This window comes from Bacillus sp. 0102A, from assembly GCF_036765155.1.
GTDB classification, from domain to species: Bacteria; Bacillota; Bacilli; order Bacillales; family Bacillaceae; genus Bacillus; species Bacillus subtilis_G.
The window spans coordinates 621870-646733 of the sequence record NZ_JBAIZW010000001.1 but is presented as its reverse complement, the minus strand read 5'-3'; the positions used below and the strand labels follow the sequence as shown (position 1 = coordinate 646733).

Sequence of the window (24864 nt, the reverse complement as noted above, 5' to 3'; positions counted from 1 at the left end):
GTTTTTTATAGAAGAAAAATAAAATGTTTTCTAAATATGAATTACATACTGGGAGGTTTTTATTGTGGCACAAGGTGAAAAAATTACAGTCTCTAACGGAGTATTAAACGTACCAAACAATCCGATTATCCCGTTTATCGAAGGAGACGGAATCGGTCCTGATATTTGGAACGCTGCTTCAAAGGTTTTGGAAGCAGCAGTTGAAAAAGCATACAAAGGCGAAAAGAAAATCACGTGGAAAGAAGTTTATGCCGGAGAAAAGGCTTATAATAAAACAGGTGAGTGGCTGCCAGCTGAAACATTAGATGTTATCCGTGAATATTTCATCGCGATTAAAGGGCCGTTAACGACACCTGTCGGCGGCGGTATCCGCTCTTTGAACGTAGCGCTCAGACAAGAGCTTGACCTATTCGTCTGCTTAAGACCTGTAAGATACTTTAACGGGGTGCCGTCACCGGTAAAACGCCCTGAAGATACTGATATGGTCATCTTCCGTGAAAATACAGAAGATATTTACGCCGGCATCGAGTACGCAAAAGGTTCTGAAGAAGTGCAAAAGCTCATCAGCTTCTTGCAAAATGAGTTAAACGTCAACAAAATCCGTTTCCCTGAGACATCAGGTATCGGCATTAAGCCTGTTTCTGAAGAAGGAACAAGCCGGTTGGTCAGAGCAGCAATTGATTATGCGATCGAGCGCGGCCGCAAGTCTGTAACGCTTGTTCACAAAGGAAACATCATGAAGTTCACAGAAGGCGCCTTCAAAAACTGGGGCTATGAACTTGCAGAGAGAGAGTATGGCGAAAAAGTCTTCACATGGGCTGAATATGACCGCATTGCTGAAAAAGACGGAAAAGATGCCGCTAATAAAGCGCAAAGCGAAGCAGAAGCAGCAGGCAAAATCATTATCAAAGACAGTATCGCTGATATTTTCCTTCAGCAGATTCTAACACGTCCAAGCGAATTTGATGTTGTTGCGACAATGAACCTTAACGGAGACTATATTTCTGACGCTCTTGCTGCACAAGTCGGCGGAATCGGTATTGCACCTGGAGCGAACATTAACTATGAAACAGGACATGCGATTTTTGAGGCGACGCACGGAACGGCTCCTAAATATGCAGGCCTTGATAAAGTAAACCCATCTTCAGTTATTCTTTCAGGCGTTCTGCTTCTTGAGCATTTAGGATGGAATGAAGCGGCTGATTTGGTTATCAAATCTATGGAAAACACAATCGCTTCTAAAGTCGTAACTTACGATTTTGCCAGATTAATGGACGGCGCGACTGAAGTGAAATGTTCAGAGTTTGGTGAAGAACTGATTAAAAACATGGACTAAGCAAGGAAACATCCTAAAATTAGCCATAAAGGAGAAGAGAGACATGGGAAATACTCGTAAAAAAGTTTCTGTTATCGGAGCAGGTTTTACCGGAGCGACAACCGCATTTTTAATCGCTCAAAAAGAATTGGCAGACGTTGTGCTTGTTGATATTCCGCAACTGGAGAACCCGACAAAGGGAAAAGCGCTTGATATGCTTGAAGCAAGCCCTGTTCAAGGCTTTGACGCGAAAGTTACTGGAACATCCAATTATGAGGATACAGCGGGTTCTGACATTGTTGTCATTACAGCCGGTATCGCAAGAAAACCTGGTATGAGCAGAGATGATCTAGTCTCTACAAACGAAAAAATTATGAGAAGCGTTACACGAGAAATCGTGAAATATTCTCCTGAGTCTATCATTGTGGTGCTGACAAATCCTGTTGATGCAATGACATACGCGGTGTACAAAGAATCAGGTTTCCCTAAAGAGCGCGTCATCGGCCAGTCCGGTGTGCTTGATACGGCAAGATTCAGAACATTTGTGGCAGAAGAATTAAACCTATCAGTCAAAGACGTGACAGGTTTCGTTCTTGGCGGACACGGTGACGATATGGTGCCGCTTGTGCGTTATTCTTATGCCGGCGGTATCCCGCTTGAAACTCTTATCCCGAAAGAACGGATTGACGCCATTGTGGAGCGCACAAGAAAAGGCGGAGGCGAAATCGTGAATCTTCTTGGAAACGGAAGCGCGTACTATGCGCCTGCGGCTTCTCTGGCAGAAATGGTCGAAGCGATCTTGAAAGATCAGCGCCGCGTCCTTCCTACAATTGCTTATCTTGAAGGAGAATACGGCTATGAAGGCATCTACCTTGGTGTTCCTACAATTGTAGGCGGCAACGGTCTTGAGCAAATCATTGAACTTGAACTGACAGACTATGAAAGAGCACAGCTGAATCAATCAGTTGAATCTGTCAAAAATGTCATGAAAGTATTATCTTAGTAAAAAGAGAGAAAGGCTTGCTTGATAGAGCCTTTCTCTTTTTGTTATAAATGTAAGCGTTATCAAATGATTCTTTATTTCGTTTAAAAATGATATAAAAGGCGAATTGCCGGAATATCCTGCTTTCGCTAAAATAAAATCATGAAACATGTTAAGATGACATAAAATAGAGAAATAGGATGTCGGGGAATTTAATACTGGAGGCACAGCATGAACAAGAAAATTTTAGTTGTGGATGATGAAGAATCTATTGTTACTCTTTTGCAGTACAATTTGGAACGGTCAGGCTATGATGTCATTACCGCCTCGGACGGGGAAGAAGCACTCAAAAAAGCGGAAACAGAGAAGCCTGATTTGATTGTGCTGGATGTGATGCTTCCAAAACTGGACGGAATCGAAGTGTGCAAGCAGCTGAGACAGCAAAAACTGATGTTTCCGATTCTAATGCTGACAGCGAAGGATGAGGAATTCGACAAAGTATTAGGACTCGAGCTCGGTGCTGATGATTATATGACCAAGCCGTTCAGTCCAAGGGAAGTGAATGCAAGAGTCAAAGCGATTTTAAGGCGTTCCGAAATGGCTGCGCCCTCTAGTGAAATGAAGAATGATGAAATGGAAGGCCAGATCGTCATTGGCGAACTGAAAATTCTGCCTGATCATTATGAAGCGTACTTTAAAGAAAATCAGCTTGAGCTGACACCGAAAGAGTTCGAACTGCTGCTGTATTTGGGCAGACATAAAGGCAGAGTGCTGACGAGAGATTTGCTGCTGAGCGCTGTCTGGAATTATGATTTTGCCGGAGATACGAGAATTGTTGATGTGCATATCAGCCATCTCCGCGACAAAATTGAAAGCAATACAAAAAAACCGATCTATATCAAAACGATTAGGGGATTGGGCTATAAACTGGAGGAGCCAAAAATGAATGAATAAATACCGTGTGCGCCTTTTTTCTGTACTTGTTGTCTGTATGATTCTGGTGTTTAGTGTCCTCGGGCTGTTTTTGCAGCAGCTCTTTGAAACAACTGGTCAAAGGAAAGCAGAGGAACACATTGAAAAAGAAGCCAAATACATGGCTTCGCTTCTTGATTCCGGCAATCTGATTGATCAAGAAAATAAGAAAATCATTAAAGATGCAGGCGGCGCGCTCGATGTGAGCGCATCCGTTATCGATACAGACGGCAAGGTGCTGTACGGGTCAAACGGGGTAGCGGCAGATTCTCAAAAGGTGCAGGCGCTTGTTTCTGGCCATGAGGGTGTTCTTTCAAAAGCGGATAACAAGCTTTATTACGGACTTTCGCTTAGAAGCGAAGGTGAAAAAACAGGATATGTGCTGCTTTCTGCCTCTGAAAAAAGCTACGGCTTGAAAGGCGAAATGTGGGGGATGCTGACGGCCAGTCTTTGTACCGCATTTATCGTCATTATTTATTTTTATTCCAGCATGACCTCACGTTACAAAAGATCAATTGAAGCAGCGACAAACGTAGCAACAGAACTGTCCAAGGGAAACTACGATGCCAGAACGTACGGCGGCTATATCAGGCGCTCTGATAAGCTCGGCCGTGCGATGAATAGCCTTGCCGTTGATCTGATGGAAATGACGAGAACGCAAGAAATGCAGCGAGACCGGCTGTTAACAGTCATTGAAAATATCGGCTCCGGGCTGATTATGATTGATGGAAGAGGTTTTATCAATCTCGTGAACAGGTCTTACGCCAAGCAGTTCCATATCAATCCGAATCAGATGCTGCGCCGTCTTTATCATGATGCATTTGAACATGAAGAAGTGATCCAGCTTGTCGAAGACATTTTTATGACGGAGACAAAGAAATGCAAGCTGTTAAGGCTTACGATCAAGATTGAACGGCGTTATTTTGAGGTTGACGGCGTTCCGATTATGGGACCGGACGATGAATGGAAAGGAATTGTGCTCGTTTTCCATGACATGACGGAGACCAAGAAATTAGAGCAGATGAGAAAGGATTTTGTGGCCAATGTATCTCATGAGCTGAAAACGCCGATTACGTCTATTAAAGGGTTTACGGAGACGTTATTGGACGGGGCGATGGAGGACAAAGAGGCGCTTTCTGATTTTCTCTCTATTATTCTAAAGGAAAGCGAAAGGCTTCAGTCTTTGGTTCAGGATCTGCTCGATCTCTCAAAAATAGAGCAGCAAAATTTCATGCTCAGCATCGAAAAGTTTGAGTCAGCCAAAATGCTTAGTGAAATTGAAACGCTTCTAAAGCATAAGGCTGATGAGAAAGGCATCTCCTTACAACTGAATGTCCCGAAAGACCCGCTCTATGTATCGGGTGACCCGCACAGGCTGAAACAGGTATTTCTTAATCTCGTAAACAATGCGTTAACCTACACGCCTGAGGGGGGTTCTGTAGCTATCAATGTAAAGCCCGGAGAAAAAGACATTCAAATTGAAGTTGCCGATTCCGGAATCGGAATTCAGAAAGAAGAAATTCCGCGCATCTTCGAACGTTTTTACCGTGTAGATAAAGACAGAAGCAGGAATTCTGGCGGAACAGGCCTAGGCCTTGCGATCGTCAAACATTTAATAGAGGCACATGAAGGGAAAATCGATGTCACAAGCGAGCCTGGACGGGGAACCGTCTTTACCGTGACGCTGAAACGTGCTGCTGAAAAATCCGCCTAATGTTTACAAAGGTTTAACAATATCTTCATGCACTGTTAAACCTATGCTGGTAGGATGTAGTAGAACCCCTTCATCCAAGGAGCCAATTTTGACGGCGGGAACCTTTTTGTGTTCCCGTCCTTTTTTTGTGTCTTCTCTTTTAGTTCACGTCATTTTCCTTTCAAATTGAACTTTGTTAAAATAAGAGGAGCGAATGACTATGTAAGAGATGAACGGAAGCCTGAGGCTTCTTAGGAGGATATTGAATGACGGAACGAAAAAAATTAGTGCTTGTAGACGGAAACAGTTTGGCTTACCGAGCGTTTTTTGCCTTGCCGCTGTTAAGCAATGATAAAGGTGTTCATACGAATGCCGTATACGGCTTTGCGATGATTTTGATGAAGATGCTTGAGGATGAAAAACCGACGCACATGCTGGTTGCATTTGATGCCGGGAAAACAACATTTCGTCACGGCACATTTAAAGAATATAAAGGCGGCAGACAGAAAACCCCGCCTGAGCTTTCCGAACAAATGCCGTTTATCCGTGAGCTGCTGGATGCGTATCAGGTCAGCCGCTACGAACTGGAACAATACGAAGCCGATGATATTATCGGCACATTGGCCAAATCGGCTGAAAAAGACGGATTTGAAGTAAAGGTTTTCTCAGGAGATAAGGATTTAACTCAGCTGGCAACAGACAAAACGACAGTTGCCATTACGAGAAAAGGAATTACCGATGTTGAATTTTACACACCGGAGCACGTCAAAGAGAAATACGGGCTTACGCCTGAACAAATCATTGACATGAAGGGTCTGATGGGCGATTCCTCAGATAATATCCCGGGTGTGCCCGGCGTAGGAGAAAAGACAGCGATTAAGCTATTAAAACAGTTCGCCTCCGTTGAAAAGCTGCTGGAGTCCATTGACGAGGTGAGCGGAAAGAAATTGAAGGAAAAGCTTGAGGAATTTAAGGATCAGGCATTGATGAGCAAGGAGCTGGCGACGATCATGACGGATGCGCCGATTGAGGTATCCGTTTCTGGCCTGGAATATCAAGGCTTTAATCGTGAACAGGTCATTTCCATCTTTAAAGATCTTGGATTCAGCACGCTTCTTGAACGTCTTGGGGAAGACAGTGAAGAAGCGGAGCAGGATCAGGCGTTAGAAGAAATTAATGTCGAAACCGTCACAGACGTAACAAGCGGTATATTGGTTTCTCCATCCGCTTTTGTCGTTGAACAGATTGGCGACAATTATCACGAAGAGCCGATTCTCGGATTTTCGATCGCAAATGAAACGGGATCTTATTTTATTCCGAAAGACATTGCCGTGGAGTCTGAGGTGTTTAAAGAATGGGTGGAAAATGACGAGCAGAAGAAATGGGTTTTCGACAGTAAGCGGGCTGTTGTCGCTTTGCGCTGGCAGGGCATTGAACTGAAAGGGGCGGAGTTTGATACGCTTCTTGCGGCTTATATCATCAACCCCGGCAATTCATATGACGACGTCGCAAGCGTGGCTAAGGATTACGGCTTGCATATCGTTCAAAGCGATGAATCAGTTTACGGCAAAGGAGCAAAACGGGCAGTGCCGTCAGAAAATGAACTGTCTGAGCACCTTGTCAGAAAAGCGTTAGCCATTCAAAGCCTTCGGGAGAAACTCGTTCAGGAGCTGGAGAACAACGATCAGCTTAAACTGTTTGAAGAGCTTGAAATGCCTCTTGCGCTTATTCTGGGCGTAATGGAATCAACTGGCGTCAAGGTTGATGTTGACCGTTTAAAACGGATGGGTGAAGAACTGGGCGCGAAGCTGAAAGAATATGAAGAAAAAATCCATGAGATTGCGGGAGAACCGTTTAATATCAACTCTCCTAAACAGCTTGGTGTCATCTTGTTTGAAAAGATCGGCCTGCCTGTCGTGAAAAAAACGAAAACAGGCTATTCAACGTCTGCCGACGTGCTTGAAAAGCTGGCTGACAAGCATGATATTGTCGACTGCATTTTGCAGTACAGGCAAATTGGCAAGCTTCAATCGACATATATTGAAGGGCTTCTAAAGGTGACGAGACCGGATTCACACAAGGTGCACACACGGTTTAACCAGGCGTTAACGCAAACAGGCCGCCTCAGCTCTACTGATCCGAATTTGCAAAACATTCCGATCAGACTTGAAGAAGGGCGCAAAATCCGCCAAGCTTTTGTTCCGTCTGAAAAAGACTGGCTCATTTTTGCAGCTGATTATTCGCAAATCGAGCTGCGGGTGCTAGCCCATATTTCAAAGGATGAAAATCTTATCGAAGCTTTCACAAATGATATGGATATTCATACAAAAACGGCAATGGATGTGTTTCATGTCGCAAAGGATGAAGTGACATCCGCGATGAGACGCCAGGCGAAAGCGGTCAACTTTGGCATCGTATACGGCATCAGTGATTACGGGCTGTCACAGAACCTTGGCATTACCCGAAAGGAAGCAGGAGCATTCATCGACCGTTATTTGGAAAGCTTCCAAGGCGTAAAGGCGTACATGGAGGACTCGGTTCAGGACGCTAAGCAAAAAGGCTACGTGACAACGCTCATGCATCGACGCCGTTACATTCCTGAGCTGACGAGCCGAAACTTTAATATCCGCAGTTTTGCGGAGCGGACAGCAATGAATACGCCGATTCAAGGTAGCGCCGCTGATATTATAAAAAAAGCCATGATTGATATGGCTGCCAAGCTGAAAGAAAAACAGCTGAAAGCAAGGCTGCTGCTTCAAGTACACGATGAATTGATTTTTGAAGCGCCGCAGGAAGAAATTGAAATCCTTGAAAAACTTGTTCCTGAAGTGATGGAGCATGCGCTTGCATTAGATGTCCCGTTAAAGGTGGACTTTTCATCAGGACCATCTTGGTACGATGCGAAATAAACAGAGATAGGAAGTGATGGATGTGCCGGAATTACCAGAGGTTGAAACAGTCCGGCGCACTCTGACCGGGCTTGTAAAGGGAAAAACAATCAAATCGGTAGAGATCAGATGGCCCAATATCATCAAACGTCCTGCCGAACCGGAGGAATTTGCGCGAAATCTAGCAGGAGAAACGATACAGTCTATCGGTAGACGGGGAAAGTTTTTACTGTTTCATTTAAATCATTATGTTATGGTTTCCCACCTGCGAATGGAAGGGAAATATGGGCTTCATCAAGCGGAGGAGCCGGACGATAAACACGTGCATGTCATATTCACGATGACAGATGGAACCCAGCTTCGTTACCGGGATGTGCGGAAGTTTGGAACCATGCATTTATTTAAACCGGGAGAGGAAGCGGGAGAGCTCCCGCTTTCTCAGTTAGGGCCGGAGCCTGATGCAGAAGAATTTACGAGTGTGTATTTGAAAGAGCGGCTTGCCAAAACAAACCGTGCTGTCAAAACCGCCCTGTTGGATCAGAAAACGGTTGTCGGACTCGGGAACATTTATGTAGACGAGGCTCTTTTCAGAGCGGGTGTCCATCCTGAGACAAAAGCAAATGAATTGTCAGACAAAACAATCAAAACACTTCACGCTGAAATCAAAAACACCCTGCAGGAGGCGATTGACGCGGGCGGCAGCACAGTCCGTTCGTATATCAACTCCCAAGGGGAAATCGGAATGTTCCAGCTGCAGCATTTTGTGTACGGAAAAAAAGACGAGCCGTGCAAAAATTGCGGAACGATGATTTCAAAAATTGTCGTCGGAGGCAGGGGCACGCATTTTTGCGCGGAGTGCCAGAAAAAAAAGTAGCATAACGCTTCATCGTCCAAGCTGTCGGTGCATATATCAGTAACTCTGTAATAGAGGATGCCATTTTCGAAACACGGATTTTTCACTTTACCATATACATGATTGTGATGAATCCCGGGCATTTCACATCTGATTCAAGAGCACCAACAGAAAGGAAGAAACGGATATGCAAATGGTTTCTATACTGCTGCTGGCGTTGGCTGTCAGCTTGGACAGTTTTTCAGTCGGATTTACGTACGGATTGAGAAAAATGAAAATACCGTTTAAAGCGATTTTGGTTATCGCCTGCTGTTCCGGTGCTGTCATGTTTATATCCATGCTGATCGGGAGCTTTCTTACAAAGTTTTTTCCTGTATATGTGACGGAGAAGCTTGGCGGTTTGATATTGGTCGGAATTGGTGTATGGGTTCTGTATCAATTTTTCAAACCGGCAAAAGACAAAGAATACTTATTGCATGAAAAAACGCTGCTTAATTTAGAGGTTCGGTCATTAGGGATTGTGATTCATATTTTGAGAAAACCTATGAGTGCGGATATCGACAAATCGGGTGTGATTAATGGAATCGAGGCGGTCTTATTGGGATTTGCCTTATCTATTGATGCCTTCGGAGCAGGTATAGGCGCAGCCATTCTCGGTTTTTCACCGATTATGATGAGCATCGCCGTGGCCATTATGAGCTCGCTGTTTGTATCAATCGGAATTAACGCCGGCCATTTTCTGTCTAAGTGGAAATGGATTGATAAAATGGCGTTTTTGCCGGGGCTTCTGCTGATCACGATTGGGCTCTGGAAATTGTAAAAAGGAGTGGATCTCTTGACCTTAGTCATTGGTTTAACGGGAGGAATAGCCAGCGGCAAAAGCACGGTAGCCAATATGCTGATTGAAAAAGGAATAACAGTTATAGATGCAGATATCATCGCCAAACAAGCGGTAGAAAAAGGGACGCCCGCCCACCGGCAAATCATTGACGAATTCGGTGAAGACATTCTGCTCCCAAACGGTGATATAGATAGAAAAAAGCTTGGGGCACTGGTATTTACAAATGAACAAAAGCGCCTTGCTTTAAATGCAATTGTTCATCCCGCAGTCAGGCAGGAAATGCTTAAGCGCCGTGATGAAGCCATTGCAAATCAGGAGGCGTTTGTTGTATTAGATATCCCGTTATTGTTCGAAAGTAAATTGGAATCTTTAGTTGATAAAATTATTGTGGTTAGTGTGACAAAAGAGCTTCAGCTTGAGCGCCTGATGAATCGCAACCAGCTGACGAAGGAAGAAGCGGTCAGCCGAATCCGCGCTCAAATGCCATTAGAGGAAAAAACAGCAAGAGCAGATCAAGTCATCGATAACAGCGGCACGCTCGAAGAGACTAAGCAGCAGCTTGATGACACCATCAGCAGCTGGGCATAATGCAAAACACCGTTCAATATGAACGGTGTTTTTTGTGATTAAAAATCAAAGTTGTTCGGGTCAGGACCGACGCGCAGGTTTTCATTCAGCGCATCGATGCGATTCATGTCATCCTGTGTTAATTCAAAGTCAAATACGCTGGCGTTTTCTTTCATGCGTTGTTCCTTCGTGGATTTAGGAATCGTAATGATGCCATGCTGCAGATCCCAGCGCAAAATGGTTTGTGCTGCAGATTTGTTATATGTTTGAGCGATGCCTGCCAGTACAGGATGATCAAGCAGCTGTTCCTGCATTAAATGTGACCAAGCCTTCATCTCATATTCCTCCTTTTTGTGATGTGCCGTATAAATAAAAAAGAGCAGATTCAAATCAGGCCGGCAAATGTGATTATGAAAGATATCGTCAAGAAAGAAAAGTACGTACTATAGTCAATTTTTGGTGCCTGTAAGGAGAATGAATTGTATGGAGAAGAAAAAATATAACATTTCTGTTGAAGCCACTCTTGAGTGATCGGCGGAAAGTGGAAATGCGTCATTTTATGCCAGCTGACGCACGGAAAAAAACGCACGAGTGAATTCAAGCCTCGATGCCCAACATTACGCAAAAAATGCTGACACAGCAGCTTCGTAAGCTGGAAACGGACGGTGTCATTAACCGGATCGTATATAATCAGGTTCCTCCGAAAGTGGATTGTGAGCTCGGCGAATACGGCCGTAGCTTAGAAGGGATTTTAGATATAATGTGTGCTTGGGGAGCGAATCATATTAACAAAGTGTACGGGGCTTTCAGTGTTACAAGAAAGTGTGCTCAATGATAAGTTAAAACAGGAATGATAAAAATGAAGGCAGTCAGTGCGGAGCGCTGGCTGCTTTTTGATTCTGAGGACTGAAATTGTGTGCAAGAAAATATATCATGCATCATAAATTAGCGTTATAATCGTTGATTTTTATCAAGATGTACTGGCGAATTCGTTTTAATGTGTTATACTAATTTCAGATAACAACAAATTAGGATGGCATAATTGATAAGGGGTGTCCAACATGAAGGTAAAAGTAGCGATAAACGGGTTTGGAAGAATCGGAAGAATGGTTTTTAGAAAAGCGATGTTAGACGATCAAATTCAAGTAGTGGCCATTAACGCCAGCTATTCCGCAGAAACGCTGGCTCATTTAATAAAGTATGACACAAATCACGGCAGGTACGACAAAGAGGTTGTGGCCAGTGAAGACAGCCTGATTGTAAATGGAAAGAAAGTGCTTTTGTTAAACAGCCGTGATCCAAAACAGCTGCCTTGGCGGGAATTTGATATTGACATAGTCGTCGAAGCAACAGGGAAGTTTAATTCAAAGGATAAAGCGATGGGCCATATAGAAGCGGGCGCAAAAAAAGTCATTTTGACTGCTCCGGGAAAAAATGAAGACGTTACCATTGTGATGGGAGTAAATGAGGACCAATTTGACGCTGACCGCCATGTCATTATTTCAAATGCGTCATGCACGACCAACTGCCTTGCGCCTGTTGTAAAAGTGCTGGATGAAGAGTTTGGCATTGAGAGCGGGCTGATGACTACAGTTCACGCGTATACGAATGACCAGAAAAATATTGATAATCCGCACAAAGATTTGCGACGGGCGCGGGCATGCGGTGAATCCATCATTCCGACGACAACAGGAGCGGCAAAGGCGCTTTCGCTTGTGCTGCCGCATCTGAAAGGAAAGCTTCACGGCCTCGCCTTGCGTGTCCCGGTTCCGAATGTCTCATTGGTTGATCTCGTTGTCGATCTGAAAATGGATGTGACGGCTGAAGAGGTAAACGAGGCATTTAAACGGGCTGCCAAAACTTCGATGTACGGCGTGCTTGATTATTCAGATGAACCGCTCGTCTCGACTGATTATAATACGAATCCGCATTCTGCGGTCATTGACGGGCTGACAACAATGGTAATGGAAGGGAGTAAAGTTAAGGTGCTCGCATGGTATGACAACGAATGGGGCTACTCGTGCAGAGTCGTTGATCTGATCCGCCATGTAGCGGCACGAATGAAACATCCGTCTGCTGTATAAAATAAGGTCGTGGACATATTTTGAAGAAAAAACCCTTAACAGCATATTTCTAAAAAAACGCACCTTGCAAATTAGACTTAAACACAGTATACTATTTTTCGTGAACTTCTTGCTTGAGACTGTTTCGGAATTACTTAAAGGGTTAGGACCTCTCCGGACTAACTTTCCCCCGTGGTAAATGGCCGACCCAGTTGTTGGAATTTCACTTTTTAATTCTTGTTAAGGGGGGTCCATGACTATGGAAACAATGGGGCGTCACGTTATCTCCGAGCTATGGGGATGCGATTTTGATAAGCTGAATGACATGGATTTTATTGAAAAAACGTTTGTAAATGCTGCTCTAAAATCAGGTGCTGAGGTGCGCGAGGTTGCATTTCACAAATTTGCACCGCAAGGCGTAAGCGGAGTTGTGATTATTTCTGAATCACACTTAACTATTCACAGTTTTCCTGAACACGGATATGCGAGCATTGATGTTTATACTTGTGGAGACTTAGATCCTAATGTCGCTGCTGACTATATCGCAGAGGCATTACATGCTGATACAAGAGAAAACATTGAAATACCGAGAGGAATGGGGCCTGTGCAAATTAAACAGGCGCAAGCGAAAGTACTATAAAGTAAACACGAACACAAAGGGAGCTGAAGCTAGAAAGCCGTTATGCGCTTTTTAGCTTATGCTCCTTTTATTTTTATAAACAAACAAGCGCGGTCAGCTTTTTCTTTTTTCATTTTTTTTGTAAAATAGAAAGAGATTTTCACAAACCACCTGATGCTGTAGATACAGCTTTACTCACAACGGCTCTCCTGACAGATGGCTGTCACATTTATTTTTAAAAGGCGGAGGCTGCCGAAAATACATTCCAGGGAACGAAATAGTTGGGAGCTGATTTTATTGAAATGTCCTTCATGCCAGCATAACGGAACGCGGGTCCTTGATTCACGGCCTGTGGATGATGGGAAATCCATTCGCCGAAGACGCGAGTGCGAATGCTGCCATTACCGGTTTACCACCTTTGAAAAAGTGGAGGAAACCCCGCTCATCGTCGTGAAAAAAGAAGGCGTGCGGGAGGAATTCAGCAGAGAAAAAATGCTGCGCGGCCTCATAAAAGCATGCGAAAAAAGACCCGTTCCACTCAAAACACTTGAAGACATGTGCTTTGATATTGAAAAAGAACTTCGCAATCAAGGCTGCTCTGAGGTGAAAAGCGAATTCGTCGGAGAAATGGTCATGGACCGGCTGGCTAAGATTGATGAGGTCGCATATGTGCGGTTCGCGTCTGTCTATCGGCAGTTTAAAGATATAAACGTCTTTATCGACGAATTAAAAGACTTAATAAAGAAAGAGCGTTAAAAGAGCTAAGAGGATTCTTCTAGCTCTTTTCTCATGTGCAAAATTGGCATTTGATAGATATAAGAAACGGTGTAAAATGAAAGGTAGAAACAAATTCGGAAGGTTTGAGAATGTATGGCTGACTATTGGAAAGATGTACTGCCTGTAGATCCGTATGCGGTCAAAAGCAGATCGATGCTTCAGGATATAGACAGACAAATAATCACACAACTGTACCAGCCCTTAATCGGCCCTGTTGCATTCTCACTTTATATGACATTGTGGGGAGAACTGGAACAAAACCGTCTGTGGGGCGGCGAGTCCACACATAGACAGCTGATGGGGATGACACAGTCTAATTTAAAAACGATCCATCAGGAACAAGGGAAGCTCGAGGGCATCGGATTGCTAAAAGTATATATGAAAGAATCCGAGCGGCAGGAGCGCCTCTTTATATATGAACTCCTTCCGCCGCTCAGGCCAAATGAGTTTTTTGAAGACGGGATGCTGAATGTTTTTCTGTATAATAGAGTCGGAAAAACAAAATACCAACAATTAAAACAATTTTTCACGCATCCGGCCATTTCAGAGGATGCGAAGGACATTACGCGGCCGTTTAATCATGCGTTTGAATCGCTGCAGCCGAGTGAATGGAAGCTTACATCTGACATGGAGGAAACGGTGAGACTTGCGGAGGGCACAGAATATACTTCTGTCGGACATGCTCCGTCCTACACCATAACAGAGGATGTGTTTGATTTTGATTTGTTTTTAGCGGGACTTTCTGAGACGATGATTCCGAGAAAAGCGATGACCCAGCAGGTGCGGGACACAATCAAAAAGCTTTCTTATCTGTACGGTATAGACCCTTTGCAGATGCAAAATGTCGTGATGAGCGCAATTGATGAGCGTGACGTTATTACGTCGGAGGCTTTAAGAAAAGCGGCTAGCGACTGGTATCAAATCGAAAGAAACGGACAGCTGCCAGACGTCGTTGAAAAAACACAGCCGGTGCATCTGCGAGAAGGCGAAAAACCGGCGGAAGAGGATTCACTGGACGGGAAGCTGATCGCATTGCTGGAGACGATTTCTCCGAAGAAGCTTCTGCAGGACATTGCCGACGGAACAGAGCCGTCAAAAGCTGACCTGAAAATCATAGAAGAAATTATGTTTGAACAGAAGCTCGAGCCAGGCGTTACAAATGTGTTAATTTATTATGTCATGCTGAAAACCGACATGAAGCTGTCGAAAAATTATATCCAAAAAATCGCTTCGCATTGGGCGCGCAAAAAGGTAAAAACGGTCAGAGAAGCGATGAAGCTCGCGATAGAAGAAAACCGCCAATACCTTGAATGGGCTGAAGGGAAAGCAAATCAGCCTTCGAAACGAAACCAAAAAGTGATTCGCGAAGAAAAACTTCCTGACTGGATGGGAGAAAAAGAGACAGCCTCCGAGTCAGAATCCGGACAGGAGAAGCTGCATCCGCAGGACTTGGAAGAACAGAAGAAAAAGATGATGGAAGAAATGAAAAAACTGAAAAAATACTCTGCCTATTAAAGACAGAGATGCGGGGTGAAGGAATAGATGGAACCAATCGGCCGTTCCCTGCAGGGCGTAACCGGCAGGCCGGATTTCCAAAAACGTCTTGAACAAATGAAGGAAAAAGTCATGAAGGATCAAGATGTTCAGGCATTTTTGAAGGGAAACGAAGAAGTGATTGATCAAAAAATGATCGAAAAGAGCTTAAACAAGCTTTATGAATATATCGGGCAAAGCAAGAAATGCTCCTATTGTTCGGAAGATAAAGATTGCAACAATTTATTGGAGGGCTACCATCCGAAGCTTGTTGTCAATGGCCAATCTATTGATATTGAGTACTATGAATGTCCGGTTAAACGGAAACTCGATAAACAGAAAAAACAGAAGTCCCTTATGAAAAGCATGTATATTCAGCAGGATCTTCTCGGAGCGACTTTCCAGCAAGTTGATATCAGTGACCCGAGCAGGCTTGCGATGTTCCAGCATGTGACGGATTTTCTGAAAAGCTATAATGAGACGGGAAAAGGGAAAGGGCTGTATTTACACGGGAAATTCGGGGTAGGAAAAACGTTTATGCTCGCTGCGATTGCCAATGAGCTGGCGGAAAAAGAGTATTCCTCGATGATCGTCTATGTGCCCGAATTTGTGAGAGAGCTTAAGAATTCGCTGCAAGACAAGTCATTGGAAGAGAAACTCAATATGGTAAAATCAACACCCGTATTGATGCTTGATGACATCGGAGCGGAATCAATGACCAGCTGGGTTAGGGATGAAGTCATCGGAACAGTGCTCCAGCACAGAATGTCCCAGCAGCTGCCGACTTTCTTTTCGTCTAATTTCTCACCTGATGAGCTGAAGCATCATTTTACGTATTCGCAAAGGGGAGAAAAGGAAGAAGTAAAAGCGGCAAGACTTATGGAGCGAATTTTATATTTGGCTGCTCCAATCCGCCTGGACGGAGAAAACCGCCGACATCCGTAACTGCTGCGGTTCAAAGGGGAAGGAACTGAGGGTATGAAACGAAAAACAGCTGTTAAATGGCTGGCAGTGCTTGCAGGTGCAGGTGTAATCTTTTGGGGAAATAAAACGTATTTGAATCTATCGCCGAAAGAGATCAGGATATGGGTATTGTCGTTCGGGGCCTTTGCACCGCTGATGTTTATCGGGATATCCATCGTCAGGCCTCTTATTTTATTTCCCGTATCTGTTGTTTCTCTAGCGGGAGGACTCGCATTTGGCCCGCTTCTCGGCACGCTTTACACGTTATTCGGTTCAATGTGCGCTTCAGCTGTTTCGTTTTTTGCCGCAGGTTTGTTTGCGGCGAAAAAGAACGGCCATTACGACAAGCTTGAAGCCATTCAGAAGCAGATGGAGGATAACGGATTTTTTTATATCTTTCTTTTAAGAATCATGCCGATCAATTTTGATTTCATCAGCTATGCGGCAGGCCTTTCCAATGTCAAAGCGCTGCCGTATTTTGCGGCGACGGCCGCCGGAATCATTCCTGGGACCATCGCGCTGAATGTGCTGGGAGCGAGCTTTTCAACTGGAAATCTGCCGGCTTTCTTTATGGTGCTCGCTTTGTATAGCGTGTTTATTTCGCTGCCGTTTATCTTCAGAAAGAAAATGCAAAACTTGTTCCAAGAATCAAATTAACATTTGCCAATGACCTTTACGTCTATTTTAAAAACATCCCCCATATACTTGTAACAGATGCCGTAAGGGGGGACAAACATGCTTGAAATAATCTTTGAAGATGACCATGATGCAGCCGCTTTTTTACATCTCATTCAGCATTCGGACGATCGGAACTATATCATTGTCCGGGAAGGCATACGAAAAATCGGGATTGAAAAAGCTAAGCCGGCTATCTCTATTCAGCGTTTTATGGAGCCGATTCTGGTCAAATTTTTTTTAGAGTGCAAAGAAGACGAACATATGCTGTCATTGATTGAGGAAACATACTGCTTCACGGATCAGGATGAACAGCAGCAAATCCTTCAGCTCGCACATAGTATTATTGAAGGAGAAGCGGGCGATCTTCCGTTTGAGCCGCTAAAGCTTTCGCGGAAACAATCAATTTTGGATGAACTCCAAACGATTCGTTTAGAGGAAGGCTTATTTTCCATTCGTTCCTTTCAGACCTTCCGGCTCGGACAATACTACAAGCAGCTGAGAGACATTACGGAAGCGGCGATAGATGAATATAAGATGGAACAGGAATATCAAAACTTTATTCAAACACTCAGAGACTATGTAACGGCCAAACAGCCGCGAATCAAAAAGGTGCATATTGTCCATGACGGCTCATTTACAATTTGGGAGCTGCGTTATGTGCAGGAACGGGAAAAAATGAAATACATAGACAGGCGATTTGTCCGGGATCATCCTATGTACATTGATTCTCATTTGCTCGCGCCGCTGATCTCCATCGCGCCTGATGAAGTGGTGCTTTATACCGACCAGCCCGAGCATATGATGGCAAGGACCATTCAAAACGTATTTCAAGAGCGACTGGAAATGCTTCCGCTACATGCTTTTTCAGACGCAGAAATACCGGTAGAGCACTCAGAAGGATAAGGGCCGGCAGCCTGTATATATAGGGCTGTCGGTTTGGAAAAAAGGAAATGCGATCGTGTTGATTTTTTGGAATGAACAATTTATAATACATAGGAGATTAAGATAGACACACGTATTGATAAGGACATGAAGGAATGATAACCGGCTCAAAGAGAGGGAAGCCATGGCTGCAAGCTTCCCAGCTAAGGACCATTCGCTTTACCGCCTTTGAACTTCAGCTGTGAACCCCTTGATAAGGAGCAGTAATGGCTGACGGGAACTCCCGTTACAGAGATTAGAGCCGCAAGTGCCGGAATATTGGCTTTGCGGAAAAAAGGGTGGAACCACGATTCCGTTTATTCAACCTCGTCCCTTTCATAGGGGGCGGGGTTTTTATATGCAAAAAAAGGAGTGACATAGATGTCAGATATGGTAAAAATCACATTTCCTGATGGAGCAGTCAAGGAGTTTGCGAAAGGAACAACAACAGAGGATATCGCGGCATCCATCAGTCCGGGATTAAAGAAGAAATCATTAGCCGGAAAACTGAACGGAGAAGAAATCGATTTGAAAATGCCGATCAATGAAGACGGTAAAGTGGAAATCATTACAGAAGGCTCTGAAGAAGGCCTTCAAATAATGCGCCACAGTACGGCTCACTTGCTGGCTCAAGCGATTAAACGCATTTATAAAGATGTCAAATTCGGTGTCGGTCCGGTCATCGAAAACGGTTTTTACTACGATGTAGAAATGGAAGAAGCGATTACGCCGGAGGATCTGCCGAAAATTGAAAAAGAAATGAAAAAAATCGTTAATGCGAACCTCCCGATCGTTCGAAAAGAGGTCAGCCGCGAAGAAGCGAAAGCCCGTTTTGCTGAAATCGGCGATGACCTGAAGCTTGAACTATTGGATGCGATTCCGGAAGGAGAAACCGTTTCGATCTATGAGCAAGGCGAATTCTTTGACCTGTGCCGCGGCGTACACGTTCCTTCAACAGGAAAAATCAAAGAGTTTAAACTGTTAAGCCTTGCAGGCGCATACTGGCGCGGTGACAGCAATAACCAAATGCTTCAGCGCGTATACGGCACAGCTTTCTTCAAAAAAGCTGATCTGGAAGAGCATCTTCGCATGCTTGAAGAAGCGAAAGAGCGTGACCACAGAAAGCTCGGCAAAGAGTTAAAGCTGTTTGCGAATTCTCAAAAAGTCGGACAAGGCTTGCCGCTTTGGCTGCCAAAAGGGGCGACAATCCGCCGCGTCATCGAGCGCTACATTGTCGATAAAGAAATCAGCCTCGGCTATGAGCATGTATACACACCAGTGCTTGGAAGCAAAGAACTGTATGAAACATCAGGGCACTGGGAGCATTATCAGGAAGGCATGTTCCCTCCGATGGAAATGGACAACGAAACCCTTGTGCTGCGTCCAATGAACTGTCCGCACCATATGATGATTTACAAACAAGACATTCACAGCTACCGCGAGCTTCCGATTCGGATTGCGGAGCTGGGAACGATGCACCGTTATGAAATGTCAGGTGCGCTGTCAGGCCTTCAGCGCGTGCGCGGCATGACATTAAACGATGCACATATCTTTGTGCGCCCGGATCAAATTAAGGACGAGTTTATCCGTACAGTCCGTTTAATTCAGGACGTATATGAAGACTTTGGCTTAAGTGATTACACATTCCGTCTGTCTTACCGTGATCCTGAAGACACGGAGAAATATTTTGATGACGATGAAATGTGGAACAAGGCGCAATCCATGCTGAAAGAGGCAATGGACGAAATCGGCCATGACTATTACGAAGCAGAAGGTGAAGCGGCATTCTATGGCCCTAAACTTGATGTTCAGGTAAAAACAGCGATCGGCAAAGAAGAAACATTGTCTACGGTTCAGCTTGATTTCTTATTGCCTGAACGTTTCGATCTGACTTATATCGGTGAAGACGGCAAGCAGCACCGTCCGGTTGTAATTCACAGAGGTGTCGTATCAACAATGGAACGCTTTGTTGCCTTCTTAATTGAAGAACACAAAGGCGCGCTGCCAACATGGCTTGCACCGGTTCAATTCCAAGTCATCCCGGTTTCTCCTGCTGTGCATTTAGACTACGCGAAAAAAGTGCAGGAACGCCTGCAACGTGAAGGCCTGCGTGTAGAAGTCGACAGCCGTGATGAAAAAATCGGCTACAAAATCCGTGAAGCGCAAATGCAAAAAATCCCGTACATGCTTGTGGTCGGTGATCAAGAAGCAGAAAACGGAGCGGTAAACGTCCGTAAGTACGGAGAGCAGAACTCTGCAACCATTTCGCTTGATGATTTTTTGAAAAAAGCAGTAGCTGAAGCGAAAAAATAAGCTAAAAAAGCATGATCTCGTTGAAGAGATCATGCTTTTTTTATTTCTCTATTATAGGAAACAAATCATGAAGGCTGCTGATGATGTAATCAGGTGCCACGTCCGTTTCGTTTTTCTTATCCGTCCGGTTGATCCAAACGGTTTTGATTCCGGCTCTTGAGGCGCCTAAAATATCAGTATTCAAATTATCGCCGACCATGATCGCATCGTCTGTTTCAATATTCATCAGCTCAAGGCAATGTTCAAAAATGGAAACATCCGGTTTCCCTTTGCCAAAAGCGCCAGAGATGACAATTTCATTGAAATAAGGGGCGAGCTCAGGGACGCCGGCGAGCTTCTCTTTTTGCAGGCTCGGATCGCCGTTTGTCAAAAGCAGCAGTTCATACTTGCCTTTTAATTGATCGAGCACTTCAAATGTTTCATCATATACAAATGGGCGTTTTCTGCGCTCTGCCGCGAAAAACTCTCCCAAGTATTCGCCATATGCGGGATCATCAATGCCAAGCGCCTTTAGTCCGTTTATCCATGCGTTTTTTCTGTACTCCGGCACAATCTTGTTCAGCTTCTGAAATCCTTCACTGATCGGTTCTGAGAAATTGGACCATAGTCCTTCAAACGGGTTAATGCCGATCATCACTGTATATGGATACGTCTCATATGACATGTACAATTCTCTCGCCGCTTCGCGAACAGCTGCTTCAAATGCCTGCGGGTCGAGGCCATATTTTTTCTCTGCCTGTAAACAAGTTTCTGCAAATGTTGTTCTGACGCTTTTTTCATCCCAAAGTAGTGTATCGTCTAAATCAAAAAATACGGCTTTCATGATCTTCTCCTCTGCTTCAGATTCAAATCTTTCAGCCAAAAGGCTCATGTTTTATTTTACAATAGATAAAAGCCTTGTGAAATATGTTTTCAGATGATTTTAAAAAAACAGTCAGCCATGAAGCTCATTGATCGAAAACATGCTAGAATGAAAACGGAAAGAATAGGTGACATGCATGATTCATTTAATGATTATGATGCTTGAAAGGGTAGGGATTATTGTGATTTTGGGGTTTATTCTCGCCCATACGAAGCTTTTCAGGCAAGCTCTTCAGAATCTGGACGGCTATAAAGGAAAAGCGGTTTTAATCTCTATTTTTTCTCTCTTCAGCATCATCAGCAATTATACAGGCATCGAAATTCAAAAAAATATGATTGTAAACAATGACTGGGTGTTTGCGATAGATCCGTCGGGCTCTATCGCGAATACCCGTATTTTGGGCGTGGAAATCGGAGGCCTTCTCGGAGGACCGTTTGTAGGGGCGGGAATCGGTGTACTGGCGGGCCTTCACCGTTTTTCGCTCGGCGGCAGCACGGCCTTAAGCTGTGCGGTATCATCGGTTTTAGCGGGTGTTCTAGCAGGTTTGATCGGACGGTATTTTACGAAGCGCTACCGAATGCCGACACCGCGAATCGCCGCTCTTGTGGGAATCGGAATGGAGTCACTGCAGATGGTGATTATTTTGCTGATGGCGAAGCCGTTTAGTGACGCTTGGGAGCTTGTCAGCATGATCGGGATTCCGATGATACTCATCAATGGAACAGGCAGTTTTATTTTCCTGTCGATTATTCAAGCGATCATTCGCAAGGAAGAGCAGGCAAGGGCGCTTGAAACGCACAGAGTGCTGACGATTGCTGACCAGACGCTTCCTTTTTTTCGCCAAGGATTAAATGAAAGCTCCTGTAAAAGTGTGGCGGCTATTATCCATAAGCTGACCGGAACAGATGCTGTTTCTCTCACTGATAATGAGAAGATCCTTGCGCATGTCGGCGCGGGAATAGATCATCACATTCCATCAAAAAGCTTGATCACCGGCCTTTCCAAAAAGGTGATCAAAACAGGAGAAATCATGAAGGCGGTTACTCAGGAAGAGATTGAATGCACGCATGCTGAATGTCCCTTGCACGCGGCGATTGTCCTGCCGCTGACATCAAACGGCAATACAATCGGCACCTTAAAAATGTACTTTAAAAGCCCGGCAGGCCTGAGCCAGGTAGAGGAGGAGCTTGCTGAGGGGCTGGCCATGCTGTTTTCGACACAGCTTGAGCTTGGGGAAGCAGAGCTGCAAAGCAAGCTTCTCAAAGATGCTGAAATCAAAGCGCTTCAAGCACAGGTGAATCCGCATTTTTTATTTAATGCGATCAACACGATTTCTGCATTATGCCGCACGGATGTTGAAAAAACCCGGAAGCTCTTATTGCAGCTCAGTGTTTATTTTCGTTCAAACCTTCAAGGAGCGAGGCAGCTGCTAATTCCGCTCTCAAAGGAGCTGAACCACCTTCACGCCTATTTGTCATTAGAACAGGCGCGTTTTCCCGGGAAATATAAGATTGAACTCAATATTGACAGCAGGCTGGAGCAGATTGAAATCCCTCCGTTTGTTTTACAGGTGCTTGTGGAGAACGCGCTTCGGCATGCGTTTCCGAAAAAACAAGACATGTGCAAAGTTACGGTCTGTGTCTTATCTGATGTTACATCCGTCTATATGAAGGTGACGGATAACGGACGGGGAATTCCGCCGGACGTCCTGCCGGATCTGGGAAAGAAACCGTTTCCGTCTAAGGAGGGAACCGGTACAGCGCTCTATAACCTGAACCAGCGGCTGATTGGTTTATTCGGTCAGCAGGCTACACTGAATATCAAAAGTGAGGTTCAGAAAGGGACAGAGGTTTCCTTTCAAGTGCCAATGCAACAGATGAAAGAGGGAGAAGAACATGCTCAGGGTGTTAATAGTTGATGATGAGATGCTAGCGAGGGATGAACTAGCTTACTTGCTCAAGCGGACCAATGAGGAAATGGAAATCAATGAAGCGGAAAATATCGAATCTGCTTTTGACCAAATGATGGATCAAAAACCTGACTTGCTGTTTTTAGACGTTGATTTATCGGGAGAAAACGGTTTTGATATTGCTAAGCGATTGAAGAAAATGAAGCATCCTCCTGCTGTTGTGTTTGCGACGGCGTATGACCAATATGCGCTCAAAGCGTTTGAGGTGGACGCTTTAGATTATTTAACCAAGCCTTTCGATGAGGAAAGAATTCAGCAAACGTTAAAAAAATATAAAAAAGTCAATCGGGATATTGGTGAAACAGATCAGAGCAGCCATGCCGGCCAGCACAAACTGGCGCTATCTGTCGGAGAATCAATTGTGATCGCAGATACGAAGGACATTGTCTATGCCGGAACGGAAGATGGTCACGTCAATGTAAAAACCTTCGAAAATTCTTATACAGTCAGCGATACGCTCGTTGTCATTGAGAAAAAGCTGCCTGATGCTGATTTTATCCGCGTCCATCGGAGCTTTGTCGTCAATACCGAATATATTAAAGAAATTCAGCCATGGTTTAATTCTACATATAATCTGATCATGAAAGACGGATCGAAAATACCGGTGAGCCGGACATACGCAAAGGAATTGAAAAAGCTGCTCCATATTTGATGGGCGGCTTTTTGCATTTCAGCCATTTGATTCTGCAACTCAGTCCCGTAATTCGGCATGTTACCTTGTAAGCGCTTTATAACAGGTTGTTCTTATTTATAATGGGGGTACTAAAGAGAAAGAGGTGAAGAAAATGAGTGCTAAAAAAGTGTACGGGTTTTTAACACAAGCATTTATTTTTGCCGTCATTATGCTGGTTTCGAATATGATTGCCGCTATTGTCCCAATTCCTATCCCGGCATCGGTTGTAGGGTTGGTCTTATTATTTCTCCTATTATGTTTGAAAGTTATTAAACTGGAACAAGTAGAAACGCTCGGGACGTCTTTAACCTCTTTGATCGGATTTTTATTTGTCCCGTCAGGTATATCTGTTATGAATTCGCTTGGTGTGATGCAGCAATACGGCCTGCAAATTGTTCTTGTCATTCTGCTGGCAACGATTATATTGTTGGGGGCTACAGGATTGTTTTCTCAGCTGATTCTTTCGCTAAGCGGAAAACGCAAATCCGCAGCGGACATGAAAACAAAAACAGTGCAAAGCCCGCAGAACAATAACGAACTCGTTCACCATTAAGGAAACAGGAGGTTCAGCAGATGGAAAGCACAATGAGTCCTTATTTCGGAATTGTCGTATCACTGGCTGCATTCGGCATCGGCACTTTTTTATTTAAGAAAACGAAAGGCTTCTTCCTTTTCACTCCTTTGTTTGTTGCCATGGTGCTTGGGATCGCATTTTTAAAAATCGGCGGTTTTTCCTACGCGGACTATAATAACGGGGGAGAAATCATTAAGTTTTTCCTTGAACCGGCAACGATCGCTTTTGCCATTCCTTTGTACAAACAAAGAGATAAGCTGAAAAAATACTGGTGGCAAATCATGTCCTCTATTATCGTTGGCTCTATTTGCTCTGTCACAATTGTTTATTTGCTCGCAAAAGGCATTCACCTCGATGCGTCAGTGATGAAAAGCATGCTTCCGCAGGCGGCTACAACGGCAATTGCACTTCCTTTATCAAAAGACATCGGAGGCATCAGCGACATCACAGCCTTTGCGGTTATTTTTAACGCTGTTATTGTTTATGCGCTCGGGGCGTTGTTCTTGAAGGTGTTTAAAGTAAAGAATCCGATATCTAAAGGCTTGGCTCTCGGAACGTCCGGACATGCACTCGGTGTAGCGGTCGGTATCGAGATGGGAGAAGTCGAAGCTGCGATGGCAAGTATTGCTGTTGTCGTAGTAGGAGTGGTAACGGTTCTGGTCATCCCTGTATTCGTGCAGCTGATCGGAGGATAAGCCAAGGCTGATAGCCTTGGCTTTGTCTTTTATGATGTGTAGCTGACTGGTTCAGACACTTTACATTCTGGATGAGAATGCAAAGATTTTCTTTTTCTTTCTTGCACTCATAG

The 24864-nt window shown here is 44.4% G+C and carries 20 protein-coding genes and 3 pseudogenes; 21 read left to right on the top strand and 2 right to left on the bottom strand.

The window, feature by feature from the left end; genetic code table 11:
- Positions 1-64 precede the first annotated feature (64 nt).
- From icd to coaE, 8 genes and pseudogenes are all read left to right on the top strand, one after another.
- Entirely contained in the window at positions 65-1336 is a 1272-nt protein-coding gene (icd, locus tag V6D41_RS03605; protein WP_148962320.1) for an NADP-dependent isocitrate dehydrogenase, read from the top strand.
- Positions 1337-1379: 43 nt separating this feature from the next.
- The gene (mdh, locus tag V6D41_RS03600) at positions 1380-2318 is read left to right on the top strand and encodes a malate dehydrogenase (RefSeq protein ID WP_087992418.1); all 939 of its coding nucleotides are present in this window, start codon (positions 1380-1382) and stop codon (positions 2316-2318) included.
- A 210-nt stretch (positions 2319-2528) separates the two neighbouring features.
- Positions 2529-3251: a two-component system response regulator PhoP gene (gene phoP, locus V6D41_RS03595; protein ID WP_148962319.1), complete on the top strand. Its 723-nt coding sequence runs from the start codon at positions 2529-2531 to the stop codon at positions 3249-3251.
- The gene (phoR, locus tag V6D41_RS03590; RefSeq protein ID WP_333517302.1) at positions 3244-4983 is read left to right on the top strand and encodes a sensory box histidine kinase PhoR; all 1740 of its coding nucleotides are present in this window, start codon (positions 3244-3246) and stop codon (positions 4981-4983) included. Before phoP ends, phoR begins: the two co-directional genes overlap by 8 nt.
- 245 nt (positions 4984-5228) lie before the next feature.
- A complete protein-coding gene (gene polA, locus V6D41_RS03585; protein ID WP_333517301.1) occupies positions 5229-7871 on the top strand; it encodes a DNA polymerase I in 2643 nt (880 codons plus the stop codon).
- Positions 7872-7893: 22 nt separating this feature from the next.
- Positions 7894-8724: a DNA-formamidopyrimidine glycosylase gene (mutM, locus tag V6D41_RS03580; RefSeq protein WP_333517300.1), complete on the top strand. Its 831-nt coding sequence runs from the start codon at positions 7894-7896 to the stop codon at positions 8722-8724.
- A 148-nt stretch (positions 8725-8872) separates the two neighbouring features.
- Positions 8873-9523, top strand: a pseudogene (gene ytaF, locus V6D41_RS03575) (sporulation membrane protein YtaF); the annotation flags it as partial.
- A 15-nt stretch (positions 9524-9538) separates the two neighbouring features.
- A complete protein-coding gene (coaE, locus tag V6D41_RS03570; RefSeq protein ID WP_087992412.1) occupies positions 9539-10132 on the top strand; it encodes a dephospho-CoA kinase in 594 nt (197 codons plus the stop codon).
- A gap of 38 nt (positions 10133-10170) precedes the next feature.
- On the opposite strand, the pseudogene V6D41_RS03565 reads toward coaE, so the two are convergent.
- A pseudogene (locus tag V6D41_RS03565) lies at positions 10171-10518 on the bottom strand (aldo/keto reductase); the annotation flags it as partial.
- A 120-nt stretch (positions 10519-10638) separates the two neighbouring features.
- Here V6D41_RS03565 and V6D41_RS03560 point away from each other — a divergent pair.
- The 9 genes and pseudogenes from V6D41_RS03560 (at position 10639) to thrS (ending at position 19978) form a co-directional block, all read left to right on the top strand.
- Positions 10639-10946 (top strand): annotated as a pseudogene (locus V6D41_RS03560) (winged helix-turn-helix transcriptional regulator).
- 226 nt (positions 10947-11172) lie between these two features.
- Positions 11173-12195 carry a glyceraldehyde-3-phosphate dehydrogenase gene (locus V6D41_RS03555; protein WP_333517299.1) on the top strand — a complete coding sequence of 341 codons (1023 nt, stop codon included), beginning with the start codon at positions 11173-11175 and terminating at the stop codon, positions 12193-12195.
- A gap of 238 nt (positions 12196-12433) precedes the next feature.
- Entirely contained in the window at positions 12434-12814 is a 381-nt protein-coding gene (gene speD, locus V6D41_RS03550; protein ID WP_003223584.1) for an adenosylmethionine decarboxylase, read from the top strand.
- A 276-nt stretch (positions 12815-13090) separates the two neighbouring features.
- Positions 13091-13549 (top strand): transcriptional regulator NrdR, encoded by a 459-nt coding sequence (nrdR, locus tag V6D41_RS03545; protein WP_087992410.1) that lies wholly within the window; start codon positions 13091-13093, stop codon positions 13547-13549.
- Between the two features lie 114 nt (positions 13550-13663).
- Positions 13664-15085, top strand: a complete 1422-nt coding sequence (gene dnaB / locus V6D41_RS03540) for a replication initiation membrane attachment protein DnaB (RefSeq protein WP_333517298.1) — start codon at positions 13664-13666, stop codon at positions 15083-15085.
- Between the two features lie 27 nt (positions 15086-15112).
- Positions 15113-16048 carry a primosomal protein DnaI gene (gene dnaI / locus V6D41_RS03535; protein ID WP_333517297.1) on the top strand — a complete coding sequence of 312 codons (936 nt, stop codon included), beginning with the start codon at positions 15113-15115 and terminating at the stop codon, positions 16046-16048.
- Between the two features lie 33 nt (positions 16049-16081).
- Positions 16082-16723, top strand: a complete 642-nt coding sequence (locus tag V6D41_RS03530) for a TVP38/TMEM64 family protein (protein ID WP_333517296.1) — start codon at positions 16082-16084, stop codon at positions 16721-16723.
- A gap of 78 nt (positions 16724-16801) precedes the next feature.
- On the top strand, positions 16802-17647 hold the full coding sequence (gene ytxC / locus V6D41_RS03525; protein WP_333517295.1) for a putative sporulation protein YtxC: 846 nt from the start codon (positions 16802-16804) through the stop codon (positions 17645-17647).
- Between the two features lie 399 nt (positions 17648-18046).
- Entirely contained in the window at positions 18047-19978 is a 1932-nt protein-coding gene (thrS, locus tag V6D41_RS03520) for a threonine--tRNA ligase (protein ID WP_333517294.1), read from the top strand.
- 40 nt (positions 19979-20018) lie between these two features.
- Here thrS and V6D41_RS03515 read toward each other — a convergent pair whose 3' ends face one another.
- Positions 20019-20801 (bottom strand): HAD family hydrolase, encoded by a 783-nt coding sequence (locus V6D41_RS03515; protein WP_148962308.1) that lies wholly within the window; start codon positions 20799-20801, stop codon positions 20019-20021.
- Between the two features lie 175 nt (positions 20802-20976).
- Here V6D41_RS03515 and lytS point away from each other — a divergent pair, with 175 nt between their 5' ends.
- From lytS to lrgB, 4 genes are all read left to right on the top strand, one after another.
- A complete protein-coding gene (gene lytS, locus V6D41_RS03510) occupies positions 20977-22758 on the top strand; it encodes a two-component system sensor histidine kinase LytS (protein WP_333517293.1) in 1782 nt (593 codons plus the stop codon).
- Positions 22736-23461, top strand: a complete 726-nt coding sequence (lytT, locus tag V6D41_RS03505) for a two-component system response regulator LytT (protein WP_333517292.1) — start codon at positions 22736-22738, stop codon at positions 23459-23461. Before lytS ends, lytT begins: the two co-directional genes overlap by 23 nt.
- A 133-nt stretch (positions 23462-23594) precedes the next feature.
- Positions 23595-24035 carry an antiholin-like murein hydrolase modulator LrgA gene (gene lrgA / locus V6D41_RS03500; protein ID WP_087992402.1) on the top strand — a complete coding sequence of 147 codons (441 nt, stop codon included), beginning with the start codon at positions 23595-23597 and terminating at the stop codon, positions 24033-24035.
- 20 nt (positions 24036-24055) lie between these two features.
- Positions 24056-24751: an antiholin-like protein LrgB gene (gene lrgB / locus V6D41_RS03495; RefSeq protein ID WP_105990237.1), complete on the top strand. Its 696-nt coding sequence runs from the start codon at positions 24056-24058 to the stop codon at positions 24749-24751.
- Positions 24752-24864: the final 113 nt, after the last annotated feature.

Excerpts from the sequence above, each read along its gene's own strand:
- dnaB (WP_333517298.1), top strand. The coding sequence starts at position 13,664 with ATGGCTGACTATTGGAAAGATGTACTGCCTGTAGATCCGTATGCGGTC.
- mdh (WP_087992418.1), top strand. The coding sequence starts at position 1,380 with ATGGGAAATACTCGTAAAAAAGTTTCTGTTATCGGAGCAGGTTTTACC.
- lytT (WP_333517292.1), top strand. The coding sequence starts at position 22,736 with ATGCTCAGGGTGTTAATAGTTGATGATGAGATGCTAGCGAGGGATGAA.
- V6D41_RS03530 (WP_333517296.1), top strand. The coding sequence starts at position 16,082 with ATGAAACGAAAAACAGCTGTTAAATGGCTGGCAGTGCTTGCAGGTGCA.
- lrgB (WP_105990237.1), top strand. The coding sequence starts at position 24,056 with ATGGAAAGCACAATGAGTCCTTATTTCGGAATTGTCGTATCACTGGCT.
- dnaI (WP_333517297.1), top strand. The coding sequence starts at position 15,113 with ATGGAACCAATCGGCCGTTCCCTGCAGGGCGTAACCGGCAGGCCGGAT.
- ytxC (WP_333517295.1), top strand. The coding sequence starts at position 16,802 with ATGCTTGAAATAATCTTTGAAGATGACCATGATGCAGCCGCTTTTTTA.
- V6D41_RS03515 (WP_148962308.1), bottom strand. The coding sequence starts at position 20,801 with ATGAAAGCCGTATTTTTTGATTTAGACGATACACTACTTTGGGATGAA.
- V6D41_RS03555 (WP_333517299.1), top strand. The coding sequence starts at position 11,173 with ATGAAGGTAAAAGTAGCGATAAACGGGTTTGGAAGAATCGGAAGAATG.
- phoR (WP_333517302.1), top strand. The coding sequence starts at position 3,244 with ATGAATAAATACCGTGTGCGCCTTTTTTCTGTACTTGTTGTCTGTATG.
- thrS (WP_333517294.1), top strand. The coding sequence starts at position 18,047 with ATGTCAGATATGGTAAAAATCACATTTCCTGATGGAGCAGTCAAGGAG.
- lytS (WP_333517293.1), top strand. The coding sequence starts at position 20,977 with ATGATTCATTTAATGATTATGATGCTTGAAAGGGTAGGGATTATTGTG.
- speD (WP_003223584.1), top strand. The coding sequence starts at position 12,434 with ATGGAAACAATGGGGCGTCACGTTATCTCCGAGCTATGGGGATGCGAT.
- polA (WP_333517301.1), top strand. The coding sequence starts at position 5,229 with ATGACGGAACGAAAAAAATTAGTGCTTGTAGACGGAAACAGTTTGGCT.
- lrgA (WP_087992402.1), top strand. The coding sequence starts at position 23,595 with ATGAGTGCTAAAAAAGTGTACGGGTTTTTAACACAAGCATTTATTTTT.
- phoP (WP_148962319.1), top strand. The coding sequence starts at position 2,529 with ATGAACAAGAAAATTTTAGTTGTGGATGATGAAGAATCTATTGTTACT.